We start from the raw sequence: 18,802 nt of genomic DNA, 5'->3' as shown, positions 1-18,802 counted from the left end.
GGTATTAAATGCAGAGGAAGGGATTTTGCCAGCCTGTAATGCAGGCATCATGTATGGTTTCAAACTCTTTCGCATCAAAGCGCATCCCTTTTCCCCGGTCAATGATTATTTTATGGAGGCTATTTCGTACTGTTGATATTTTAATGATGTTAGTATTAGGTAACGCAAAACCAGAGAGCGGGTAAAAATTCTTTTCGCCACCCGGGCCCTGTATAATACCGGTACGCAGCTGCTGCTTTACGGTATCCCAGTCTCTTTTTTTTGCGTGGGGTAATAATTCTTTCCAGATAAGACCGGCTTCATATCCCATCAGCGCGTAGATATTGGCAGGTTGCTGTGCGGTGGTTTCAAACTTCTTTACAAAGGCGCGGTTGGCCTGGCTTTCATCTTCCCGCATCCATAGCTGTGCGGTGTACATTTCCATATCTATATGTTTGATATCATCCAGGATATCATCGTACGCCATGGTTTCATGCACCAGCAGGGGTATGCGTTTATGCAATCCGCTGCTGATCCACTGCTGTAAAAAGCGGGTGCCCATGCTGCCACAGAAAATGGCGTGCACATAGGCGGGCTGCTCTTCTTTCCATTTGTTAAAGATGCCGTCCAGGTCCAGCTTCAGCGGGTCATTAGGGTCAAAGGGCAATACGTTCAGCTGCAGCGATGAGCCACCGGCGGCGGCCACGCCCTGCTGGAAAGTATTATCCAGATGATAACCTGCTTCGTATACCGGCATAATCATATGCCCGCCCCCGCCAAAGGTGCTGTGCGCCCAATGGCCCAGCGCATATTGCGATTGCCATAGCTGATGGGAGGCATAAAAAATGTCGGGGCTGAGATAGGGAAAATGCGGTACGTACTCTCCCATATCAAAAAAGAAAGCGGGCTTTTTTTCCTTTTCTATGATAGGGACCATATCGGGAATGGACTTATAACCTATCAACCCGGAAAGGATATCTACCCGGTTAAAAAAGAGCAGCTTGCGCGCAGCATCTTCGCTGGCCTTCAAGCTGCCCTGATTTGTATATTCCGGTATGAACTGAATAGTACGCTGCCGTGCAGGATCCAGGCCCATACCTAATAACCACCCTGTTACCAGGTGTGCATGGTAATAGGGATAAATACCCGAATAGGGTGTCAGGAATCCGACGGTTAGCGGAGCGTTCATTTTTTGTAGTTAGATAGTAACATTCATAAGGCGCGGCAGAGGGATGCTGCAGCTATGGATGTAATATTAATAATTTTTTCCAGACAGTCTTAGTTCCTTGAAGGGAAGATACCTTCCGTTGCAATCAGGTAAGTCAGGGCCAGGTAAGGGTTCTGAATGCTGAACGGCTGGCTGCCACCGGCGATGCCTATGGTAACGTTACCGCTTACAGTACCCGGAGCCAGCGTGGTAGTGTTATCCTGTGCTGCATAACCCTTGATCTGGGTAGCGCCCGGGCCACTGCCAATAGTAGGCAATACAGCCGGTACCAGGGAAGGACCAGGTGTGTTAGTAGTACCTGCAGCAGTGCTGGCAGAGATAGTTGATGTTCCGCCGCTTATCACTCCTGTGTGATTATGCGCAGGCATATTGGTGATGAGCAGCGTTGTGCTTTCTGTTCCGGCAAGCTGCCCAAGCTGATAATTGGAAAGGCCCGGTCCCTGGCCCCAGCCAATGGCTGAACGGCCACGCAGGTCCGGTAATGCAAAAGTAGTTTGTCCGTTGCCCCCGTAAGTAGTGCCCAGTAAAGAGAATAACGCAGAGTTCTGTGCAATGGACACTATCTGTCCCCAGCACATAGCCCAGCCACGGATTGCAAAATTCCCACCAAAGAGCATAATCATAGCTAAGTAAGGTTCCATAACGATTAAATTAAGGGTTTATGCTGTGTTCAACAGCGGTTATTAAAAAATGTTTAAACTTAGACAAGATTTTTTTTGCCGGCACTGAAACCGGGTACTGCTACCGGCGCTCCTCCGTTGGCTTTGGAGATAACAGCCAGGGTTCCTATCACACTATTTGTTGCAGCGTCGTATACCGACCGGTAGCTTTGCTGCTGCAGCAGCTGCACAAAATCGTTAAGGGCATGGGCACAGCCATCGGGTACACGGGTTTGTTTATATGCGTTCCTGCTCTCATTCCACTGAGGGTCATCATACTGCTCCAGGTAAGGCCTTACCGGCTCCCACATAAAATTCTCCGGGCTTTGCCCTTTGATATGGATAGCCCGTGCAACATCCATCCAGTGGCCATCACTGCCCTTTAGCCGGAAGCCTGTGCTCAGTGGCTGCCCTGTTCCTGTATGCGATTGTAAATAGACGGTTTGCTGCTGCTCAGTGGTTAAACAGATCAGATCCAGCTGCGCACGCATCAGGTATATACGTTGCGCAGCGGTTTTAGGATGTTGCTTGCTGATCACATATTCCGTTTGATGCGGCTGTACCTGTAATGATTGATATTTATTACCCTTGTGCATGCCCAGTATTCCGGCGATGGCGGCCGCAGGAAATACCGGGTAAGGTAAGGGGTTAGTAGTATGTGTGGGTGTTAAAGTCTGGTAGTGCGCACCGGCGTGGATGGTTTCCAGTGTGCCGAACAGGCCTGCGTTTACCATGTTGGAAACGGCCATGAGATCGGGACGGTAGCTGTGCTCATCCAGCGTAAAATACTGGCGGTTAGTACGCTCGCTGGTGCGGATGATATCTTCATGCTCCTGTACCGTAACGCCCATTACCGGGCCACAGGCTACATGTTTGCCTGCCAGCAGCGCGGCTTTGGCAATGGTATAGTGCTGATCCCAGGGTGTGGCAATGATAACGGCATCAAGATCTTTACGGGATAAAAGCTGCTGATAATCATTACAGACATCCGGCTGCGTGTAGGCGGTACCGTTCAGCAACGGCTTACAGGCCTGCAGCGCAGCGGTATTACTTTCGCAAATAGCCCGTACATCCAGCTGGCGGTGCTGTAAGGCCCATTGAAGGTATTGGCGGCCCCAGGGCCCTGCGCCAATTACTCCTATACGTAAGCGGGAAGACGTTATTGCCGACAGTGAGGTAGGTAATAACGTTAAAACAGGTGCAAGGATAGCTGCATTTTTAAGGAAATGCCTTCTTCCGGGTACATGCATAGAGATAAATTCGTTCCAACAAAATTAGAGATTGCTCAATCGACGTGGGCTCGCAGTTACAAGGATAAAACAGATGTAGGTTCTTCGGATAGAGGTTAAAAAGATCGAACAAATGTATTACTAATTTTATATTAAAGAAATTTATTTTGGGTATATTTTAACAATTAACACATTGGTGTTAGTGGGGCGAAAGCGGAAGGCAGAAAGCAAAAAGCTTCTCATGTTTTGTTTTATGTGTTTTGTTCCGGACTGAACGTTGAAGGCTTAAAGCTGAGCGCCTCTTATTTTTTGCGCGATGTGTTTGGCTGTATGCTTTTGCAAAGCAGGCTGAACGCTCTTTGCTTTATGCTTTTTGCTTTTATTCGGGAATATTATTGTAATTTAGTTATTCATCAAAGAAAAGGAGGTATTCATGCAATCTACAGGATATTCATGGAAACCTGCGGTTAGTATCGCCTAACTGGGTTCTTCCATATAAGAAAACTGTCAGACGCCCGGACGGGTGTCGGAGAGCCACCGGTAAACCGGTGGCTTTTTTTTGTTTAATGCTGAAGGCTGATCCTTTCCTGTTTTATGCTGTTTGCCTTTTGTTTATACTTATGTTTTGTGCCTGCATATGCATAAGCATTTGGTATTACCCATGAGATATAGCATTAAACACATGGAGCAAAAAATGAGAAGCGTTAAGCGTTAAGCGTTCGGCATTAAGCATTCAGCATTAATTCAGCGCGCGGCAATATTTCTTCCGGTAATCCTGCGGGGTAAGGCCGGTAATGCGTTTGAATACTTTGCGGAAGGTTTTAAGATCGTTATACCCTACATTATTCATGAGCGCACTAATGTTTTCCCCGCTCTTTTCCAGCGCTTTTTTGGCAGATTCTATTTTTACCCGCTGCAGGTATTCCAGCGGGGTGCTTTGGGTGGCATGTTTAAAGCGGCGTATGAAATTGCGTTTGCTCATGTTGCTGCGCCCTGCAATTTCCTCGATGGAGATCTGCAGGTGAAAATGCTCTTCAATATAAGACTGCGCCTTGCGGATCTCTTCATCCTCATGCTGGTGCTGCCCCATAAACATAGAGAAGTGCGCCTGGTTCACGCGGTCCATATCAATGGAAAACATTTTGCTGGCTACAATGCCTACCTCCCGCCCGCAGAACTTTTCTACCAGGTACAATACCAGGTTAAGCGAGGAAAAGGCGCCGCCGCTGGTGTAAATACCTTCTTCATCCGTTACCACCAGGTCGGGAAGTATTTCTATGTTGGGATAGCGGCGCCGCATATCATCTACCGCGGTCCAGTGGGTGGTGCAGCAACGGCCGGCCAGCAGGCCTGCTTCTGCCAGGAAGTAGCTGCCCAAACACAGGCTGGCTACTTCTGCACCACGGCGGTGCATGGTTATGATCCAGTTCACCAGCGCATGGTTTTTGTCCAGCGCCTGCTGGGCATCGCCATAAAAAGCGGGTGCTATTACCAGGTCAGTATTGCTGACCTCCGATAAGTTTTTATTGCTGATGAACTGCCCGGGGATGTGCATGGAGGGATTATTACCCTTATCACTTACCAAAGTTACCCTAAAGGCTGGCGGTGCGCCGGCTTGCTGCAGGATGCGGTTAGTACCGGACAGCAGGTCCAGCACACCTGCAATGGAGGATAAGACGGTGTCTTCGTAGATCAACAAAGCTATTTCCTTCATGGTTTTTCTTCTTAGCGTGGGTGTTCACAAATGTAGGTATTTAAACCTTACTGCACGCGGATCTTGATCACGGCCTTTTTTACCGGGGCCGGACCATCTACCTGTATGTTAGGCATGTGCAGGTCTGTAGGAAAAAAGATGGCGAAATGGCCCTGCTGCAGCTTTGAGAAAAAGGCCGGCCGGTCCGGTACCAGCAGGTAATCCGCGGCTTCATCGTACGCTTTGGAGGGCTGTTGCTGCTGCAGGTTATCGTGCCCTATGAGCTCTGATCCGCTGATGATGTACTGCACATCAATATGCTGGCGGTGGGCTTCCATCTGCTCGCCGGCAGCAGGTACGGTATCGTACTCATTGATCATTACAAAAACATTGTTGCCATCTATTTCATATTTACCTTTTACCAGTGTGGTAAGGTCTGTGCCGGCCAGGTATTCAAATGCCTTTACAAATGCAGGGCCCAGGTTATAGTATAGGTGCGCATTGGCTAATGTATCCAGGATCATCGTTGAAAAATTGTTTAGTGAGAAAGATACTAATTCGCCAGAATATAATCTGTTTCTTTACTGATACGTTGCAGCAGCTGTTTGAAATAGGCTTGCATAGCTACCCTCCCCCCAAAAACATGTAGGCTTTTATGTAGGGGGGAGGAGTTGCGCAGCAATGGCGCAGCCATCTCCCGCAGGGAAAAACCCGCTTATACCACAGCAGCGCTGCCTACCGGGGGCGGTAAGCGTAAGAACTGCTTATCCCAGATCTGGTACACGATCACCAGCCACATGATAATGCTTGGGAATGCCTTACCGGCATAGGGTAACATCACATTATGCCGCATCCAGGGCGTAAGCAGGTCTGAGTGGGCAAAACTGGTGAAAATGAGCACAAATATGAACAAGGCATTGTTCCAGCGGGTAGGCCTTTGCATTACATACCAGATGCACACTGCCGGGAAGGCAATGATGTAGGTAGGCGATTCTGAGCTGGTGCTGAATATAACAGTGAAGAGCAGCACGGAACAAAGCAAGTACAGGCAATATTCCTTATTCTCTTTCCATTGAAGGCGCAGGTAATGGGTGCCAAACAGCAGAAAAGCGGGGCATAATACCCACAGGTTGTTCAGCTGTTTTAAATGAAATACCCGTTGTATAAAACCCATGGCGGAAATATTCTGGAATATAACGCCCTGGTCGAACTTATAATTCTTTTTATTTTTTTGTACAATGGCCTCTCCCCACTCCCGGTAGGATTGTACAATATAATCAAAGGAGGATATGACTGCCGGTAAGATCCACAATACAGCGCCCCATAAAATCAGGCTGCCTATAAAACGCCAGCGGTGTTTACTGAAAAAGAAGAATGCCAGCCCTACTATGCCATATAATTTTACCAGGGTGGCTATAATGATAAAAAAAGCAGCCCAGAAATCCTTCCCCTGCCGTATCAGTACAAAGCTCAGGATAAGACAGGCTATAATGGATGGGTTAAACTGGAAATAGCTGCTGGAACCCATCAGCTCATGGCTGGTAAAGATCAGCACCAGGTTTTGCTGGATACGGGTAATGGGCAGCTTGCGGATGGCGATGTACAGGAACAGCGCATTGGCTATCACCCATAACATAGCTCCTACGGAAAAGGGTAACAGGGCAAAAGGTGCAATAATAATGCTATACACCGGCCCATACATATTTACATCATAGTAGTGCTCAGGATAAGGAATGTACAGGGGCTTTTGCGCCACCAGGTGCAGGTATACATACCGGAAAACACTGAAATTGTTGGCATTGTTGGCCAGCAGCTCCTTGGCGGCCACCAGGATAGATAAACCGAACCATAATAACAGGGCCAGCCAGTCTTTTTCGCCTAACCAGGTTAGTGTAAAACGCTTAGCGGCTGGCAGGCCATTACTTTTTTGCATTAGTTCCATACGGATAGTCTGATAGTTGTTGGCACAAAAATAGTGTGCGTATTTTGTATTATTATTTTATTATAAGTTATTTTATTATTTGAACGTTTCTTAATTGCTCTTATGAACACGAATGTGTCGGTTATCCCTGAGTTTCTGGCCGGCGGCGGTGAAATGGGGGCACGTATCAGGGAATATAACTGGGCCGCTACCCCGCTGGGGCCTGTAGATACCTGGCCTCAAAGCCTCAGAACCTGTGTACGTATTATGCTTACTTCCAGGCAGCCCATCTGGATAGGCTGGGGAAAAGAGTTAATTAAGTTCTACAATGATCCCTACAAAGCTATTGTGGGCGGTAAACATCCCTGGGCGCTGGGCAGCCCTGCTTCCGTGGTATGGAAAGATATCTGGAAGGATATTGAGCCTATGCTGCAGCAGGTGATGCAGGAGGATGAAGGCACCTATGTGGAATCCCAGCTACTAATTATGGAGCGGAATGGGTATGCGGAAGAAACCTATTACACATTTTCCTACACACCCATACCGGGTGATGATGGCGGCACTGCCGGCATGATCTGCGCCAATGTGGATAATACGGACCGTATTATCAGCGAACGGCAGCTAAAGACCCTCACGCAGCTGGGTAAACGTTTAACCGGGCTGCAGGCCAGCCGGGATGTGATACAACAAACCATTTATACACTGGAAGAAAACCCGAAGGACTTTCCTTTTGCACTTTTTTATACTCTATCTGATAACAGGGCTACGCTGGTAAATGCTACGGACCTGGGCGATGCCGCCCCGCAGGTACCCGCTGAAATTGACCTGGAAACCCCGGGCCTGGGTGTTTTACTGCAAAGGGCCGCCCTGCTGCGGCAGCCGCAGGTCATGGACGGGCTGGAAGCTATTATGGGAGCCATGCCCATGGGCAGCTGGACCATCAGGCCCGGAAAAGCTGTTATACTGCCCATTGTTTCTGCTACGGCCAAAGAACCTTATGGTTTCCTGGTAGCAGGCTTTAACCCCTACCGCTTACCAGATGAAAAATATATTGGTTTCTGCACCCTGATCATGGACCAGATCATGTCCGGCTTTGCAGATGTGCACCTGCTGGAAGAAGAGCGGAAAAGGGCTGCGGCGCTGGCGGAGATAGACCGCGCTAAAACGGCCTTTTTTTCCAACATCAGCCATGAGTTCCGCACGCCTCTGACCTTATTACTGGGCCCTATTGAAGAAGCCCTGCAAAACCCTGCTATTGATACCGCCCATAAAACAGAGCTGGAAATTGCCTACCGCAATGCGCTGCGCATGCAAAAGCTGGTGAACACGCTGCTGGAATTTTCGCGCATTGAAGCGGAACGGGTAGACGGAAAGTTTGCCCGGGTGGACATCTGCAGATTTACAGAGGACCTGGCCAGCACCTTCCGCTCTGCGGTTGAAAAAGCCGGTATGGCGCTGAACATTCTTTGTACTGATACAGAGGCGGAAGTATATGTGGATGTGGAGATGTGGGAGAAAATAGTATTGAACCTGCTCTCTAACGCCTTTAAATATACGAACCAGGGTCATATAGATGTAGGGGTGCAGGTGGCAGATAACCAGGTGCTGCTATCAGTAACGGATACGGGTATAGGTATTGCAGCAGACCAGCTGGATAAAATATTTGACCGTTTTCACCGGGTAGAGAACATACAGGGCCGCAGCCAGGAAGGCACAGGTATTGGCCTGGCCATGGTAAAAGAGCTGGTAAAGATCCATAAGGGAAATATTACCGTAAGCAGCCGCCCGGGCGCAGGATCTACCTTTACAGTAGTGATACCCACGGGTAAGAAACACCTGGAACACGGCCGTATTGAAGAAAGCGATCCTAACGCAATTATATCTAAACAGGCCGACGCTTTTTTGCAGGAAGCCATGAAATGGCTGCCGGAAGCGCCGCGGCATGAAGCAGCTATTAATGATACCAGTAGCCCTGCTTTATATACAGTGCTGCTGGCAGATGATAATGCAGATATGCGGGAGTACGTACAGCGGCTGCTGGCCCACCAGTTCCGTGTAATCACTGCCGTTAATGGTGAAGAGGCATTCAGCAAAATGCTGCAATATAAACCGGACCTGCTGCTGTCTGACATTATGATGCCCCGGCTGAATGGTTTTGGATTGCTGCAGCAGGTACGTAACCACCCGGATACCCGGCATATACCGGTGATCTTTTTATCGGCCCGCGCAGGTGAAGAATCTAAAGTAGAAGGGCTGGATGCCGGTGCGGACGATTACCTGGTGAAACCCTTTTCGGCCCGTGAATTACTGGCCCGGGTAGAAGCGAATATCAAGATTGCCAAAAGCCGTATTGCCGCTGAAAATAATGTGCGCAACATGATCCTGCAATCACCCATACCCATGGTGCTGCTGCGCGGGGACACCTTTTCTATTGAGATCGTAAATGAAAGGGCCCTGGAGCTCTGGGACAGGGATCATGAAAATGCCATCAACAAACCGCTGCTGGAAGTGCTGCCGGAACTGGCGGAGCAGGGTTTTGGACAAATATTACATGAAGTATATACCAGCGGTGTGCCCTACCATGGCAATGAAATACCGTTGGAGCTGATACGTTTTGGTAAACCCGAACAGCTGTTCCTTAACTTCATTTACGCGCCGCTGCGCGATGCACATAATGTGGTAACAGGTATTATTGCAGTAGGCATTGATGTATCTGAACAGGTAATTGCCCGCCGCGTTGCCCGGGAATATACCACTTTGCTGGAGCAGGAAGTAAAAAACCGCACACACGAGCTGCAGGAGCTGAATATAGCTTTACAACAATCCAATGAAGACCTGCAACAGTTTGCACATGTGGTCAGCCATGACCTGAAAGAGCCTGTGCGCAAGATCAAAACCTTCAGCAACCGGTTGCAGTATGAGTATGGAGATCTGCTGCCGGAAAAAGGCAGAACATTCCTGGATAAAGTGCAACATGCCACAGAAAGGATCTTTTCCATGATAGAAGGGGTGCTCTCCTACTCTACCCTGAATGCTGCAGAACAGAAACTTGAAAAAGTTGATCTGAATAAAACGCTGGCCAATATTGAGGAAGACCTGGAAGTAAGCATACAGCAAAAACGCGCGCGTATTGTGCGGAACGAATTACCTATAGTTGAGGGCGCTTCCATACTCATTTACCAGCTATTTTATAATTTAATTAACAACTCCCTGAAGTTTGCGCGAACAGATGAATTGCCGGTGATACGCATTACCTGCTCTACCCTTCGGGAAGGCGGACAGGATTATGTAGAGGTGGCGGTCACCGATAATGGTATAGGATTTGAACAGGAATATGCAAAGCGAATTTTCGATACCTTTACCAGGCTGAATGCAAAAGATAAATTTGAGGGAACCGGTTTGGGCCTGGCCTTATGTAAAAAGATAGTGGAACGGCACCATGGCAGCATTACCGCTACCGGTATAAGAGATGAAGGTGCTGTATTTACCATATTATTACCATTGATACAGATACAACGACCGTTTAAAGCAGATAGCAATGGCAGTAACGAGAACCTTTTTACTAATAGATGATGATACGGACGACCGCGAATTATTTGCGGAAGTACTGGCAGCCGTAGATCCTATTATTACCTGCAAACAGGCCATAGACGGGGAAGAGGCTTTCCGGAAACTGCAAAAAGGGTTGGAACATCCGGACATTATATTCCTGGACATTAACCTGCCGGTAATGAATGGCTGGCAGTTCCTGCGGAAATTAAAGACCGCTGACGGTTTAAAAGATATCCCGGTGATCATGTATTCCACCTCTTCTGACCAAAACGATAAAGAAACGGCTAATGTACTTGGCGCATCCTGCTTTTTAACTAAACCCAATAGTTACAAAGACCTGAAAGGCTTACTGGAAGCGATTGTGGTAGCAGCTCAACAAAATAACCCCGCCACTGCTATTTGTAAGGCTATTGCCAGCTACCGGAGAAAGAATTAACGCTGAACGCTAAGGGCTAAGGGCTCTTTAATATTTACTCCTGTAAAACTTGTTTTCTTCTGTTAACTGTAAAGGATGGTTGGTAAACCAGGCGATGAACTGCTGCCACTTTTGTGGATTATTCAAACGCCAGTCATCAAACTCCTGCTGGTTACCGTTGCCCAATACCCAGTAATTATAGGCCTCAAAATGACCGGCGCTGCGTACTTGCTGCTGGTAATCAAATAATACAACGGGTGTTTTTTGCTGGTGGCCCAGCTGCTGATAGTTATCCAGGAACTTAGAACGGATATTATGCAGCGTGGCCAGGCTTACGATCTTCTCCCCTGCTACTGCCAGGGCTAACGTTGGCTCATACACGCCGGTACCGAAAGGTTTGCGCATTAAAGCCTGCAACAGCGCATCCGGTCCGCTTTTCGGGTTATAGACAATATTAACCGTTTTATTTTTGCTGAAGCTAACGGTAATGCTGGTATCGTCCTTAAACTGGATCTCTGATTTATAAGTGTAGTATAATTGTTTGCTGATCTCCTCTGTACGTTTGCTGCCGCGTTCCAGGTTCACGAAGATCTCCCCGTAGATCATAGCCCATACTTCCTCTTCAGAATCAAAGAACAAACGTGCAGCCCAGTAATAGTTGGAGGGGAATGCGGGATCGGCTTTAATACCGGCTTCAAAAAAGGCTAATGCCTTGTTGTATTGTTTAGTGTTAAGCTCCATTACACCTCTTTCCAGGTACAGGTTACCTGCCACGGGAAAATGCTCCAGCCCTTTATCATACGTTTCAATGGCCTTACTGCTTTTGCCGGCGTTGTCGTAACTATTGCCTAACATCTGGTACACCCGGGCCGTGACCATTTTATTCTTCAGCATTTTTTTGAGGATGGTAATAGCGCCTTCATAATCCTGCAGCTGGTAATGGGCGAAGGCTATCTCGTAGGGTATTTCCGGATCATTGGGATCCAGCTGCTGCGCGGCTGCCAGCATTACCAGTGCCTCTGCAGACTTACCATCATCAATAAGGGCGATGGCGGTATCGCGTTTTTGCCTTGCCAGGGCCGTATCTGTTTGTGCGCTGGCGGCAAGGCCGGACAAGACGAGTATGGAACAGACGAGTAAGCGCATAGATATAGATTTGCAGATGTGCAAATATGCAGATGTGCGAATATGAAGATAAGCAAATGGGCAGATATTTGGATGTACGGATGGAGCATTACGAAGATCACTCATTTACCATCTGCACATCTGCATATCTGCACATTTACCTGTTACGTTGTAATCAGGTTTTGCAGGGATTGTTTATAATCCTTTCGCATGATCAGCTGCCCTGCATTTACCTGTACAAAGTTTTTTAATACTTCATTAGCCCCATCTGCGTGGTGCTGTTTTTTGAACTTTATGTTGCTTGCTATAGCGCTTACGGATCGTATAATTCCCCAGGGAATGCCCCACCAGCCCAGGATCAGGGTTCTGGCCTGCGCTTTATGAATGGCGCTGTCCAGGCAATCGGGGCAGCCGATCTTTACGTGCTGCTGGTAATGTGTAATGAAAATGAAGCTGATTACTTCAGATACCATTGTTGCGTTCAGCAATTTGTTATTCGTTTGGCAGTGCGGGCATTGCAGGCTGCGGAGCAGGTTGCAGTAATAATCTGTTTCGTCTGTTGCCAGCGTGCGATTGTTCTGTAATTCCAGAGCGGTTGATAACCGGGAATCCAGGCCGCGTTTCTGGACCTCTTCTTTTGCAATGGCGAGTGCCGCGGGTGTAAGTCCTTGTGCATCATGGGAGAAAAAGTGGATCAGCTCTTTATCGGACATTTGAGCATAGTGCTCCTGTACGAAGTGGGTATCGATTCCTGTACTCATAGGGATAGGTGTATTGTCTCAGACAAATATAATAAAATTTCAATGTTGACGTTGGTGGTTTTTTGGGGTCCTCCACCATGTCATAATCCCCCCTTTAATTGTCGTATTTCAACCCCTTCCGGCATGTGTGCGCATTGTAAGTTTGCATCATCATCCAAACGAAAACTTACAACTATGATCAATAATCAGGCAGCTTACCAGGAATATACCAGCACATACAGAGAGCTGTTACAATTACTCTCCACCTTTTCACAGGAGCAGCTGAATACCGTGCCCTTTGAAGGCAGCTGGACGGCTGCACAGGTAGGAGAACATTTATTAAAAGGCACTATTGCCGATGCTGTAGACGGACCAGGTGTACCTACGCAACGGGCGCCCGATGAAATGAAAGCCGTCATTGAAGGTATTTTCCTTGACTTTAGCACTAAGCTGCAATCGCCGGATTTTGTATTGCCGGAGGCAAAAGAGTACGACAAACAAAACCTGCTGAATGCAATGGATGCCACGGTTAGCCGCACGGAAAAAGCCATTCAAACGCAGGACCTGTCTATGACCTACGCTGAATTTGACTTTCCGCAGGTAGGCCCGCTTACACGGCTGGAATGGGTTTGTTTTGGCGTAGCACATGCGAAAAGGCATATACGGCAGCTGAGGAATATTTATGAACATGTAGCTAAAAGCGGAAAGCAGAAAGCAGAAAGCTGATTACGTTTTGCACTTTGCGTTTAGCATTTAGCATTTGGAGCCTGGCATTCAACGTTCCCTACTGAACACTGGTTGTGCATTTCCGGACATGTTGGTAGAAGAGCGGTGCGGTATTTCATTGAAGATCAATTACTTTTCACTTTGGCACCATCTTGCTGAAGAAGGTGTATGCGACACTTACTCCTTACTGTTATCATTACCGTTATGATGGGCTTTGTAACAATGTGCTGTAAAGCCCAGGGTACACTCCCCGATTCAATACGCAGCCAGCTAAAAATAAATGTAGCAGGCTTTATGGGCCGGTACCACTCACCCGGCATAGCCGTAGCCGTTATACATGATCAGGACATTATTTACAGCGAAGCCCTGGGTTATGTGGATGTGGAAAACAAAATACCCTCCACCATTGATACAAAGTACCCGATACTATCCGTAAGCAAAACATTTACCGCTACTATGCTTATGCAGCTCAAAGCCAAACAGGTGGTACGGCTGGATGATGATGTGCGTAAATACCTGCCGGAATACAAGCATGCCGCCACGCTGCTGCAGCTGGCTACGCACACAAGCGGCCTGCCCCGCAATACCCAGGCCGATCTTGCCTTTATGCAAGGGATAGACCGGTGGATAATGGGAGCATCAAAAGACACCGCTATTGTTGCCAGTACCCAACAGGCCATGCTGCAGTCTTTACCCTTTATTACAACAGAATACCCGGCGTATGACCTGCTGTCGTACAGCGACCGGCATTACTCTAACCTGGGTTACAGCATGCTGGGTTTTGCATTGGAAAGGGCCGCTAAAACCACCTATACTACCTATGTGAAACAGCATATTATGCAACCCCTGGGTATGAGCAGCAGCGGCTTTTTGCAGGATGCTGATAATCCCAAAGTGGCTGCCGGCTACCATTATAACGATAGTACGAAATCAGTGACCCGCACACCGGTGTTTGTGCCCAATTCGGCTATGCCGGCAGGCGGCGTTTATTCAACCGCCAGGGACCTGGCTAAGTACATCAGCTTCCAGTTCCGGGATGATGCGGCGGCCAACCAAATATTACCGGCTACGGATAAGGCCATGATGGGGGCCTTTAAAATTGGCTGGAAACCAGCATACCCTTTTGTGATGCATGAAGGCGCAATGCTGGGTTACCGTTGCGAGGTCTTTTTTAGCCCGGCGTTAAAACTAGGCTGGGTAATACTAACCAACGTAAGCGACTTTGAGTTTAACCGGATAAATGCAATATTCAGCCAGCTCCTAACACCGGTTTTCAATAAAAAAACGGACACAGACCTGCGTAAATATACAGGTACTTACAAGCTGGCAGGTGGCGCCGGTAGTCTTGATATTAGTATAAGGAACGGTCAGCTGTATTCCACTTACCTGTCGGAGCTGAGTAATGTACCTCTGACGCATGCGGGCGATAACCATTTCCAGGTAAAGGTTCCCGGCACCTCATTCAGCCTGGGGTACGATTTTATTACAGATGCGGCTTCGCAGAAAATGATCCTGAACCTGGATCAGTTCATGTGGGTTAAGGAATAATGATCCCAGGCTGCTTTGGCTATCTCTGAAATAATGCGCTGGTTAGTAGCATCATCTTCCTTTGAATCAGATACAAATACGGCCATGGCTATATGTTTTCCATTGGGCAGGGTAATAATGCCAATGTCGTTGAATGCGGCGGTAAGGTGCTGCTCATTGGTATCGGAAGTGCCGGATTTATGGGCTACGTCTGTATCGGCAGGCAACAGGCCTTTAAGGCGGTTGCTTTTAACGCCAGTGGCCATGAGCTGCCAGAGTAATGTTTTACTGTTCTCAGAAAGGATCTTCCCCGCCTGAAACTTTTGCAGCAGCTGCGTAGCTGCGATGGGGGTAGTCCAGTTATTGTACTGTACATCCCAGGCAGCGTGCATCTGTGCTTCATTAGCCACAATGTTAATGTCTTTAACCCCCAGGGTGTGTATGTAATTATTCAGGGCTGCCGGCCCACCCACTAAGCCAAATAAAATGTCACAGCCGTTATTATCGCTCTGGGATACGGTGTAGCTTAACAGCTCCTTTATGGTAAGATCAAATTCCGGTGCGGTGTGCTCATCCCGCAAGGGGCTCCAGGATTTTTTTGCAAGCGATGCTTGTTTGATGTGAATGCGTTGGGTAAGGGACAGCTTTCCCTGGTCTGCTTTATGCAATACCAGCAATGCCAGGTGAAATTTAAACACGCTTTGCATGGGGTAATGATGGGCGGCATTAATAGAAAGGGTGTCCTTATCTTCTATAGCCAGCATGGAAATGCCGATGTGAGCCTGTTTTCCGGCAATAATGGCTTCCATTTTCTGCCGGAGCGCGGGCAGCTGGGCATGGGTGGTATAAGAGAAAGCGGTAAAAATCAGGAGGATGAATACGCGTAATAGCATAGTAAGGTTTATGAGGTCTTGAAGGTAAAAAATCTGTTTATTTTTGGAGCATGTTTCTTCTTGATAAAATTAATCTGTTTCCAAAATCCACCGGGCTTTTAGTCAGCATGAGGATTAACTAGCGCCTGATCCTCATATAACCCAAACTCCTCATAAGTAACCCCTGTTAAATCATTATTATCTTATGCCCGGTTATGAACCGGGATTATACTCCACATATTGTATAAGTCTTTACATCCTATATGCTTATATTACAACCTGGTTATTAATAAATTTATCTGCTCAGCGCGGTTTTACAACATTCTGTTTCTGGAATGTTGTTTGTTTAACAGTACCGCGTAGCGGGTTAAGAAACCAGCGGAAAGGGCTTGTGCATATGATAAATGGCCAATTATTAATAGATAAATACCAGCTATGGGGTCTACTGAACGATCAGAGCAACCGGTTATTACCAAGGGCATTGATAAGTTTTTCCTGAATTTTTATGACATACTCAAGTTTGTTCTCCGGTTTTTCAAGGAGATGTTCACGCCTCCATATGAAGGCCGGGAGTTTGTACGGCAGTGTTATTATATAGGTAATAAATCATTGCTGCTGATCACGCTCACGGGGTTTATTACGGGGCTGGTGTTCACTAAACAATCCAGGCCGTCGCTGGCGGAGTTTGGAGCTACCTCCTGGCTGCCATCGCTGATCTCTATTGCGGTAATACGCGCTTTGGCGCCGCTGGTTACTGCTCTCATCTGCGCAGGTAAGGTGGGTTCCAGCATTGGCGCGGAGCTGGCTTCCATGAAAGTAACAGAGCAGATTGATGCCATGGAGGTATCGGCCATCAATCCTTTTAAATACCTGGTGGTAACCCGGGTAATGGCCTGTATGTTATGTGTGCCGCTTTTAATGGCTTATACCGGCCTGGTAGCCATGACGGGCTCTTACCTGGATATTCACCTGAATGAGCAGACCAGCCTGGCCATCTTTGTCCAGAATGCATTTGAGAAAATTTCGTTCCTGGACTTTTTCTCCTCATTCATTAAAACGCTGTTCTACGGCTTTACCATTGGGATTGTGAGCTGCTACCAGGGCTATCATGCCACGCAGGGCACACAGGGCGTGGGTAAAGCGGCTAATGTGAGCGTGGTGATTTCCATGTTCCTGATATTTATAGAAGAGATCATTATTGTTCAGGTAATAAATATGTTGCGCTAACTTATGAAACCATTTACGCCGGAAATACACTGGGATGAAACGGTGATCTCCATCAGGGATCTGTATAAATCCTTTGGACAGAACCATGTGCTGCGGGGCGTTAACCTGGACCTGCACCGGGGCGAGAACATTGTGGTACTGGGCCGTTCCGGTACGGGTAAATCAGTATTGATAAAGATCATTTCTGCGTTATTGTACCCGGATTCGGGCACGGTGAATGTGCTGGGGCTGGAAGTGGAAACCCTTAAACATGATGAGCTGCGGGATCTGCGCCTGAAAATTGGTTTTTGCTTTCAGAACGGGGCTTTGTATGATAGTATGACGGTGGGCGAAAATCTCGCGTTCCCCCTCAGGCGTAATATGCCGCATATGAGCAAAAAGGAAAGGGACGAACGCATTGCCACCGTGCTGGAAGCTGTGGGCCTTTCGCAAACAATAAAACAGATGCCGGCGGAGCTGTCCGGCGGGCAGCGTAAACGCATAGGCATTGGGCGTACGCTGATATTGCGGCCGGAGATCATGTTATATGATGAACCCCCCGCCGGGCTGGACCCGATCACCTGCACGGATATCAATAACCTGATCAACGAAGTGCAAAAGCGGTTCAAGACCAGCTCCATTATTATTACGCATGACCTGGCCTGTGCAAAAGCCACCGGCGATAAGATTGCCGTTATGAAGGAAGGCCGGTTCATTAAAGAGGGCAACTTTGAAGAGGTATTCAGCGATAACGATGAGCTGATACGGGAATTTTACGATTATAACTTTATACAATAGCTTATGAAAGAAACTAGCAGATCAAGAGCCGTTAAAGTAGGTATATTCAGTTTCCTGGGGCTGGTAATTTTTGCCCTGGCGGTGCTGGTGCTGGGCGGGCAACGGAAATCCTTTATGTCATCTGTAGAGGTAAAAGCAATTTTCCACGATGTGGGCGGGCTTGCCAAAGGTAATAACGTTTGGTATTCCGGCGTAAAAGTAGGTATGATCAAAAAGATCACCTTTATACAGCATGACCAGATCGAAGTGCTGATGAATATTGACAAGAACTCGCGCCAGTTTATTCATAAGGATGTAAAAGCCAAGGTAAGCACCGATGGGCTGGTGGGTAACAAGATCATTGCGCTGACGGGCGGCAGCGGCCATACACCGGTTATTGAGGACGGAGATGTGATTGGCGTGGCCACCAGCATCAGCACTGATGAAATACTGGATACCCTGCAGGTGAACAATAAGAACCTGGTGCAGATAACGGGCAGCCTGGCCAAACTGGCCCAGCAGCTCTCCGAAGGCCACGGCACCCTGGGTAAGCTGCTGAACGACAGCACCGTGTACGATAACCTGAACACCACCATGGCCAAGCTGGGCGCCAGCGCTAACAATGCGCAGCGTCTTACCAGTAACCTGGCCGGCTATACGGCAAAATTGCAAAACCCGGGCACATTGGCTAATGACCTGGTAACAGATACGGTTATATTTCAACGCCTGCGTAATACCGCTACCGGCTTTGATACCATTGCCCGCAGGGCTAATGATGTAGTGGCCAACCTGCAGCAGGCCAGCAACAGCATCAGCACTAAGCTAAACAGCAGCGAATCGCCGGCAGGTGTGCTGCTGAACGATGACAGCGCCGCGCATGACCTGCAGCTGACCTTAAAGAACCTGGCTAACAGCACCGGCAAGCTGGATACCAATATGGAAGCTGTACGGCATAACTTCTTATTGCGCGGGTATTTCCGCCGGCAGGAGAAGCAGAAGAAGAAAGAGCAGAAAGAGCTGGAGAAAAAGGCGGAGCAGGCGAGAAAAGATAGTTTGAAGGCACTGGGGCAGTAATTAATAAAGAAGAATTAAGAATTAATATAGGGGATGTATCAGATGTGATACATCCCTGTTTTTTTGTGAAATGTTGTAT

At 47.9% G+C, this 18,802-nt stretch carries 16 protein-coding genes; 7 read left to right on the top strand and 9 right to left on the bottom strand.

The genetic code is table 11. The annotated features are described in order from the left end of the window. Positions 1-4: 4 nt before the first annotated feature. The 6 genes from KVT36_RS04485 to KVT36_RS04460 form a co-directional block, all read right to left on the bottom strand. A complete protein-coding gene (locus KVT36_RS04485) occupies positions 5-1,168 on the bottom strand; it encodes an ABC transporter substrate-binding protein (RefSeq protein ID WP_217602302.1) in 1,164 nt (387 codons plus the stop codon). An 89-nt stretch (positions 1,169-1,257) separates the two neighbouring features. Further along, entirely contained in the window at positions 1,258-1,848 is a 591-nt protein-coding gene (locus KVT36_RS04480) for a phage tail protein (protein ID WP_217602301.1), read from the bottom strand. 59 nt (positions 1,849-1,907) lie between these two features. Then, on the bottom strand, positions 1,908-3,116 hold the full coding sequence (locus tag KVT36_RS04475) for a Gfo/Idh/MocA family protein (protein ID WP_217602300.1): 1,209 nt from the start codon (positions 3,114-3,116) through the stop codon (positions 1,908-1,910). A 718-nt stretch (positions 3,117-3,834) separates the two neighbouring features. Next, on the bottom strand, positions 3,835-4,809 hold the full coding sequence (locus tag KVT36_RS04470; RefSeq protein ID WP_217602299.1) for a GlxA family transcriptional regulator: 975 nt from the start codon (positions 4,807-4,809) through the stop codon (positions 3,835-3,837). A gap of 47 nt (positions 4,810-4,856) precedes the next feature. Beyond that, positions 4,857-5,312: a YhcH/YjgK/YiaL family protein gene (locus tag KVT36_RS04465; RefSeq protein WP_217602298.1), complete on the bottom strand. Its 456-nt coding sequence runs from the start codon at positions 5,310-5,312 to the stop codon at positions 4,857-4,859. A 191-nt stretch (positions 5,313-5,503) separates the two neighbouring features. Beyond that, the gene (locus KVT36_RS04460) at positions 5,504-6,721 is read right to left on the bottom strand and encodes a glycosyltransferase family 87 protein (RefSeq protein WP_217602297.1); all 1,218 of its coding nucleotides are present in this window, start codon (positions 6,719-6,721) and stop codon (positions 5,504-5,506) included. A gap of 111 nt (positions 6,722-6,832) precedes the next feature. On the opposite strand from KVT36_RS04460, the gene KVT36_RS04455 reads away from it, so the two are divergent. Continuing rightward, positions 6,833-10,282, top strand: coding sequence for an ATP-binding protein (locus tag KVT36_RS04455; protein ID WP_217602296.1), 3,450 nt, complete (start codon positions 6,833-6,835; stop codon positions 10,280-10,282). Beyond that, the gene (locus tag KVT36_RS04450) at positions 10,248-10,697 is read left to right on the top strand and encodes a response regulator (protein WP_217602295.1); all 450 of its coding nucleotides are present in this window, start codon (positions 10,248-10,250) and stop codon (positions 10,695-10,697) included. The genes KVT36_RS04455 and KVT36_RS04450 overlap by 35 nt, the downstream gene beginning before the upstream one ends. A 27-nt stretch (positions 10,698-10,724) precedes the next feature. Here the strand turns inward: KVT36_RS04450 and KVT36_RS04445 are convergent, their stop codons facing one another. Both KVT36_RS04445 and KVT36_RS04440 read right to left on the bottom strand, forming a co-directional pair. Beyond that, positions 10,725-11,822 (bottom strand): tetratricopeptide repeat protein, encoded by a 1,098-nt coding sequence (locus tag KVT36_RS04445; protein ID WP_217602294.1) that lies wholly within the window; start codon positions 11,820-11,822, stop codon positions 10,725-10,727. Between the two features lie 143 nt (positions 11,823-11,965). Beyond that, entirely contained in the window at positions 11,966-12,562 is a 597-nt protein-coding gene (locus KVT36_RS04440) for a hypothetical protein (protein ID WP_217602293.1), read from the bottom strand. Positions 12,563-12,736: 174 nt separating this feature from the next. On the opposite strand from KVT36_RS04440, the gene KVT36_RS04435 reads away from it, so the two are divergent. After that, positions 12,737-13,267: a DinB family protein gene (locus tag KVT36_RS04435; RefSeq protein WP_217602292.1), complete on the top strand. Its 531-nt coding sequence runs from the start codon at positions 12,737-12,739 to the stop codon at positions 13,265-13,267. A gap of 168 nt (positions 13,268-13,435) precedes the next feature. Further along, a complete protein-coding gene (locus KVT36_RS04430) occupies positions 13,436-14,815 on the top strand; it encodes a serine hydrolase (protein ID WP_217602291.1) in 1,380 nt (459 codons plus the stop codon). Here the strand turns inward: KVT36_RS04430 and bla are convergent. Further along, complete coding sequence (gene bla, locus KVT36_RS04425; RefSeq protein WP_217602290.1) at positions 14,791-15,687, bottom strand: class A beta-lactamase, subclass A2; 897 nt, start codon at positions 15,685-15,687, stop codon at positions 14,791-14,793. The two genes, KVT36_RS04430 and bla, sit on opposite strands and share 25 nt — an antisense overlap. A gap of 414 nt (positions 15,688-16,101) precedes the next feature. Between bla and KVT36_RS04420 the strand changes: the two genes are divergently transcribed. From KVT36_RS04420 to KVT36_RS04410, 3 genes are read left to right on the top strand one after another with little or no spacing between them, the layout of a single operon-like run. After that, positions 16,102-16,893, top strand: coding sequence for an ABC transporter permease (locus KVT36_RS04420; RefSeq protein ID WP_089910291.1), 792 nt, complete (start codon positions 16,102-16,104; stop codon positions 16,891-16,893). Between the two features lie 3 nt (positions 16,894-16,896). After that, positions 16,897-17,670 carry an ABC transporter ATP-binding protein gene (locus tag KVT36_RS04415; RefSeq protein ID WP_217602289.1) on the top strand — a complete coding sequence of 258 codons (774 nt, stop codon included), beginning with the start codon at positions 16,897-16,899 and terminating at the stop codon, positions 17,668-17,670. Positions 17,671-17,673: 3 nt separating this feature from the next. After that, positions 17,674-18,723 carry an MlaD family protein gene (locus KVT36_RS04410; RefSeq protein WP_217602288.1) on the top strand — a complete coding sequence of 350 codons (1,050 nt, stop codon included), beginning with the start codon at positions 17,674-17,676 and terminating at the stop codon, positions 18,721-18,723. The last annotated feature ends 79 nt before the right edge of the window (positions 18,724-18,802 follow it).

It is taken from the genome of Chitinophaga sp. GbtcB8 (assembly GCF_019091455.1).
Classification (GTDB): domain Bacteria; phylum Bacteroidota; class Bacteroidia; order Chitinophagales; family Chitinophagaceae; genus Chitinophaga.
The sequence above is the reverse complement of the archived record's forward strand: the minus strand, read 5'-3'. Positions and strand labels throughout refer to the sequence as shown.

Bases quoted from the DNA above. Each gene is read 5' to 3' on its own strand.
- KVT36_RS04485 (WP_217602302.1), bottom strand. From the start codon at position 1,168: ATGAACGCTCCGCTAACCGTCGGATTCCTGACACCCTATTCGGGTATT.
- KVT36_RS04480 (WP_217602301.1), bottom strand. From the start codon at position 1,848: ATGGAACCTTACTTAGCTATGATTATGCTCTTTGGTGGGAATTTTGCA.
- KVT36_RS04475 (WP_217602300.1), bottom strand. From the start codon at position 3,116: ATGCATGTACCCGGAAGAAGGCATTTCCTTAAAAATGCAGCTATCCTT.
- KVT36_RS04470 (WP_217602299.1), bottom strand. From the start codon at position 4,809: ATGAAGGAAATAGCTTTGTTGATCTACGAAGACACCGTCTTATCCTCC.
- KVT36_RS04465 (WP_217602298.1), bottom strand. From the start codon at position 5,312: ATGATCCTGGATACATTAGCCAATGCGCACCTATACTATAACCTGGGC.
- KVT36_RS04460 (WP_217602297.1), bottom strand. From the start codon at position 6,721: ATGCAAAAAAGTAATGGCCTGCCAGCCGCTAAGCGTTTTACACTAACC.
- KVT36_RS04455 (WP_217602296.1), top strand. From the start codon at position 6,833: ATGAACACGAATGTGTCGGTTATCCCTGAGTTTCTGGCCGGCGGCGGT.
- KVT36_RS04450 (WP_217602295.1), top strand. From the start codon at position 10,248: ATGGCAGTAACGAGAACCTTTTTACTAATAGATGATGATACGGACGAC.
- KVT36_RS04445 (WP_217602294.1), bottom strand. From the start codon at position 11,822: ATGCGCTTACTCGTCTGTTCCATACTCGTCTTGTCCGGCCTTGCCGCC.
- KVT36_RS04440 (WP_217602293.1), bottom strand. From the start codon at position 12,562: ATGAGTACAGGAATCGATACCCACTTCGTACAGGAGCACTATGCTCAA.
- KVT36_RS04435 (WP_217602292.1), top strand. From the start codon at position 12,737: ATGATCAATAATCAGGCAGCTTACCAGGAATATACCAGCACATACAGA.
- KVT36_RS04430 (WP_217602291.1), top strand. From the start codon at position 13,436: ATGCGACACTTACTCCTTACTGTTATCATTACCGTTATGATGGGCTTT.
- bla (WP_217602290.1), bottom strand. From the start codon at position 15,687: ATGCTATTACGCGTATTCATCCTCCTGATTTTTACCGCTTTCTCTTAT.
- KVT36_RS04420 (WP_089910291.1), top strand. From the start codon at position 16,102: ATGGGGTCTACTGAACGATCAGAGCAACCGGTTATTACCAAGGGCATT.
- KVT36_RS04415 (WP_217602289.1), top strand. From the start codon at position 16,897: ATGAAACCATTTACGCCGGAAATACACTGGGATGAAACGGTGATCTCC.
- KVT36_RS04410 (WP_217602288.1), top strand. From the start codon at position 17,674: ATGAAAGAAACTAGCAGATCAAGAGCCGTTAAAGTAGGTATATTCAGT.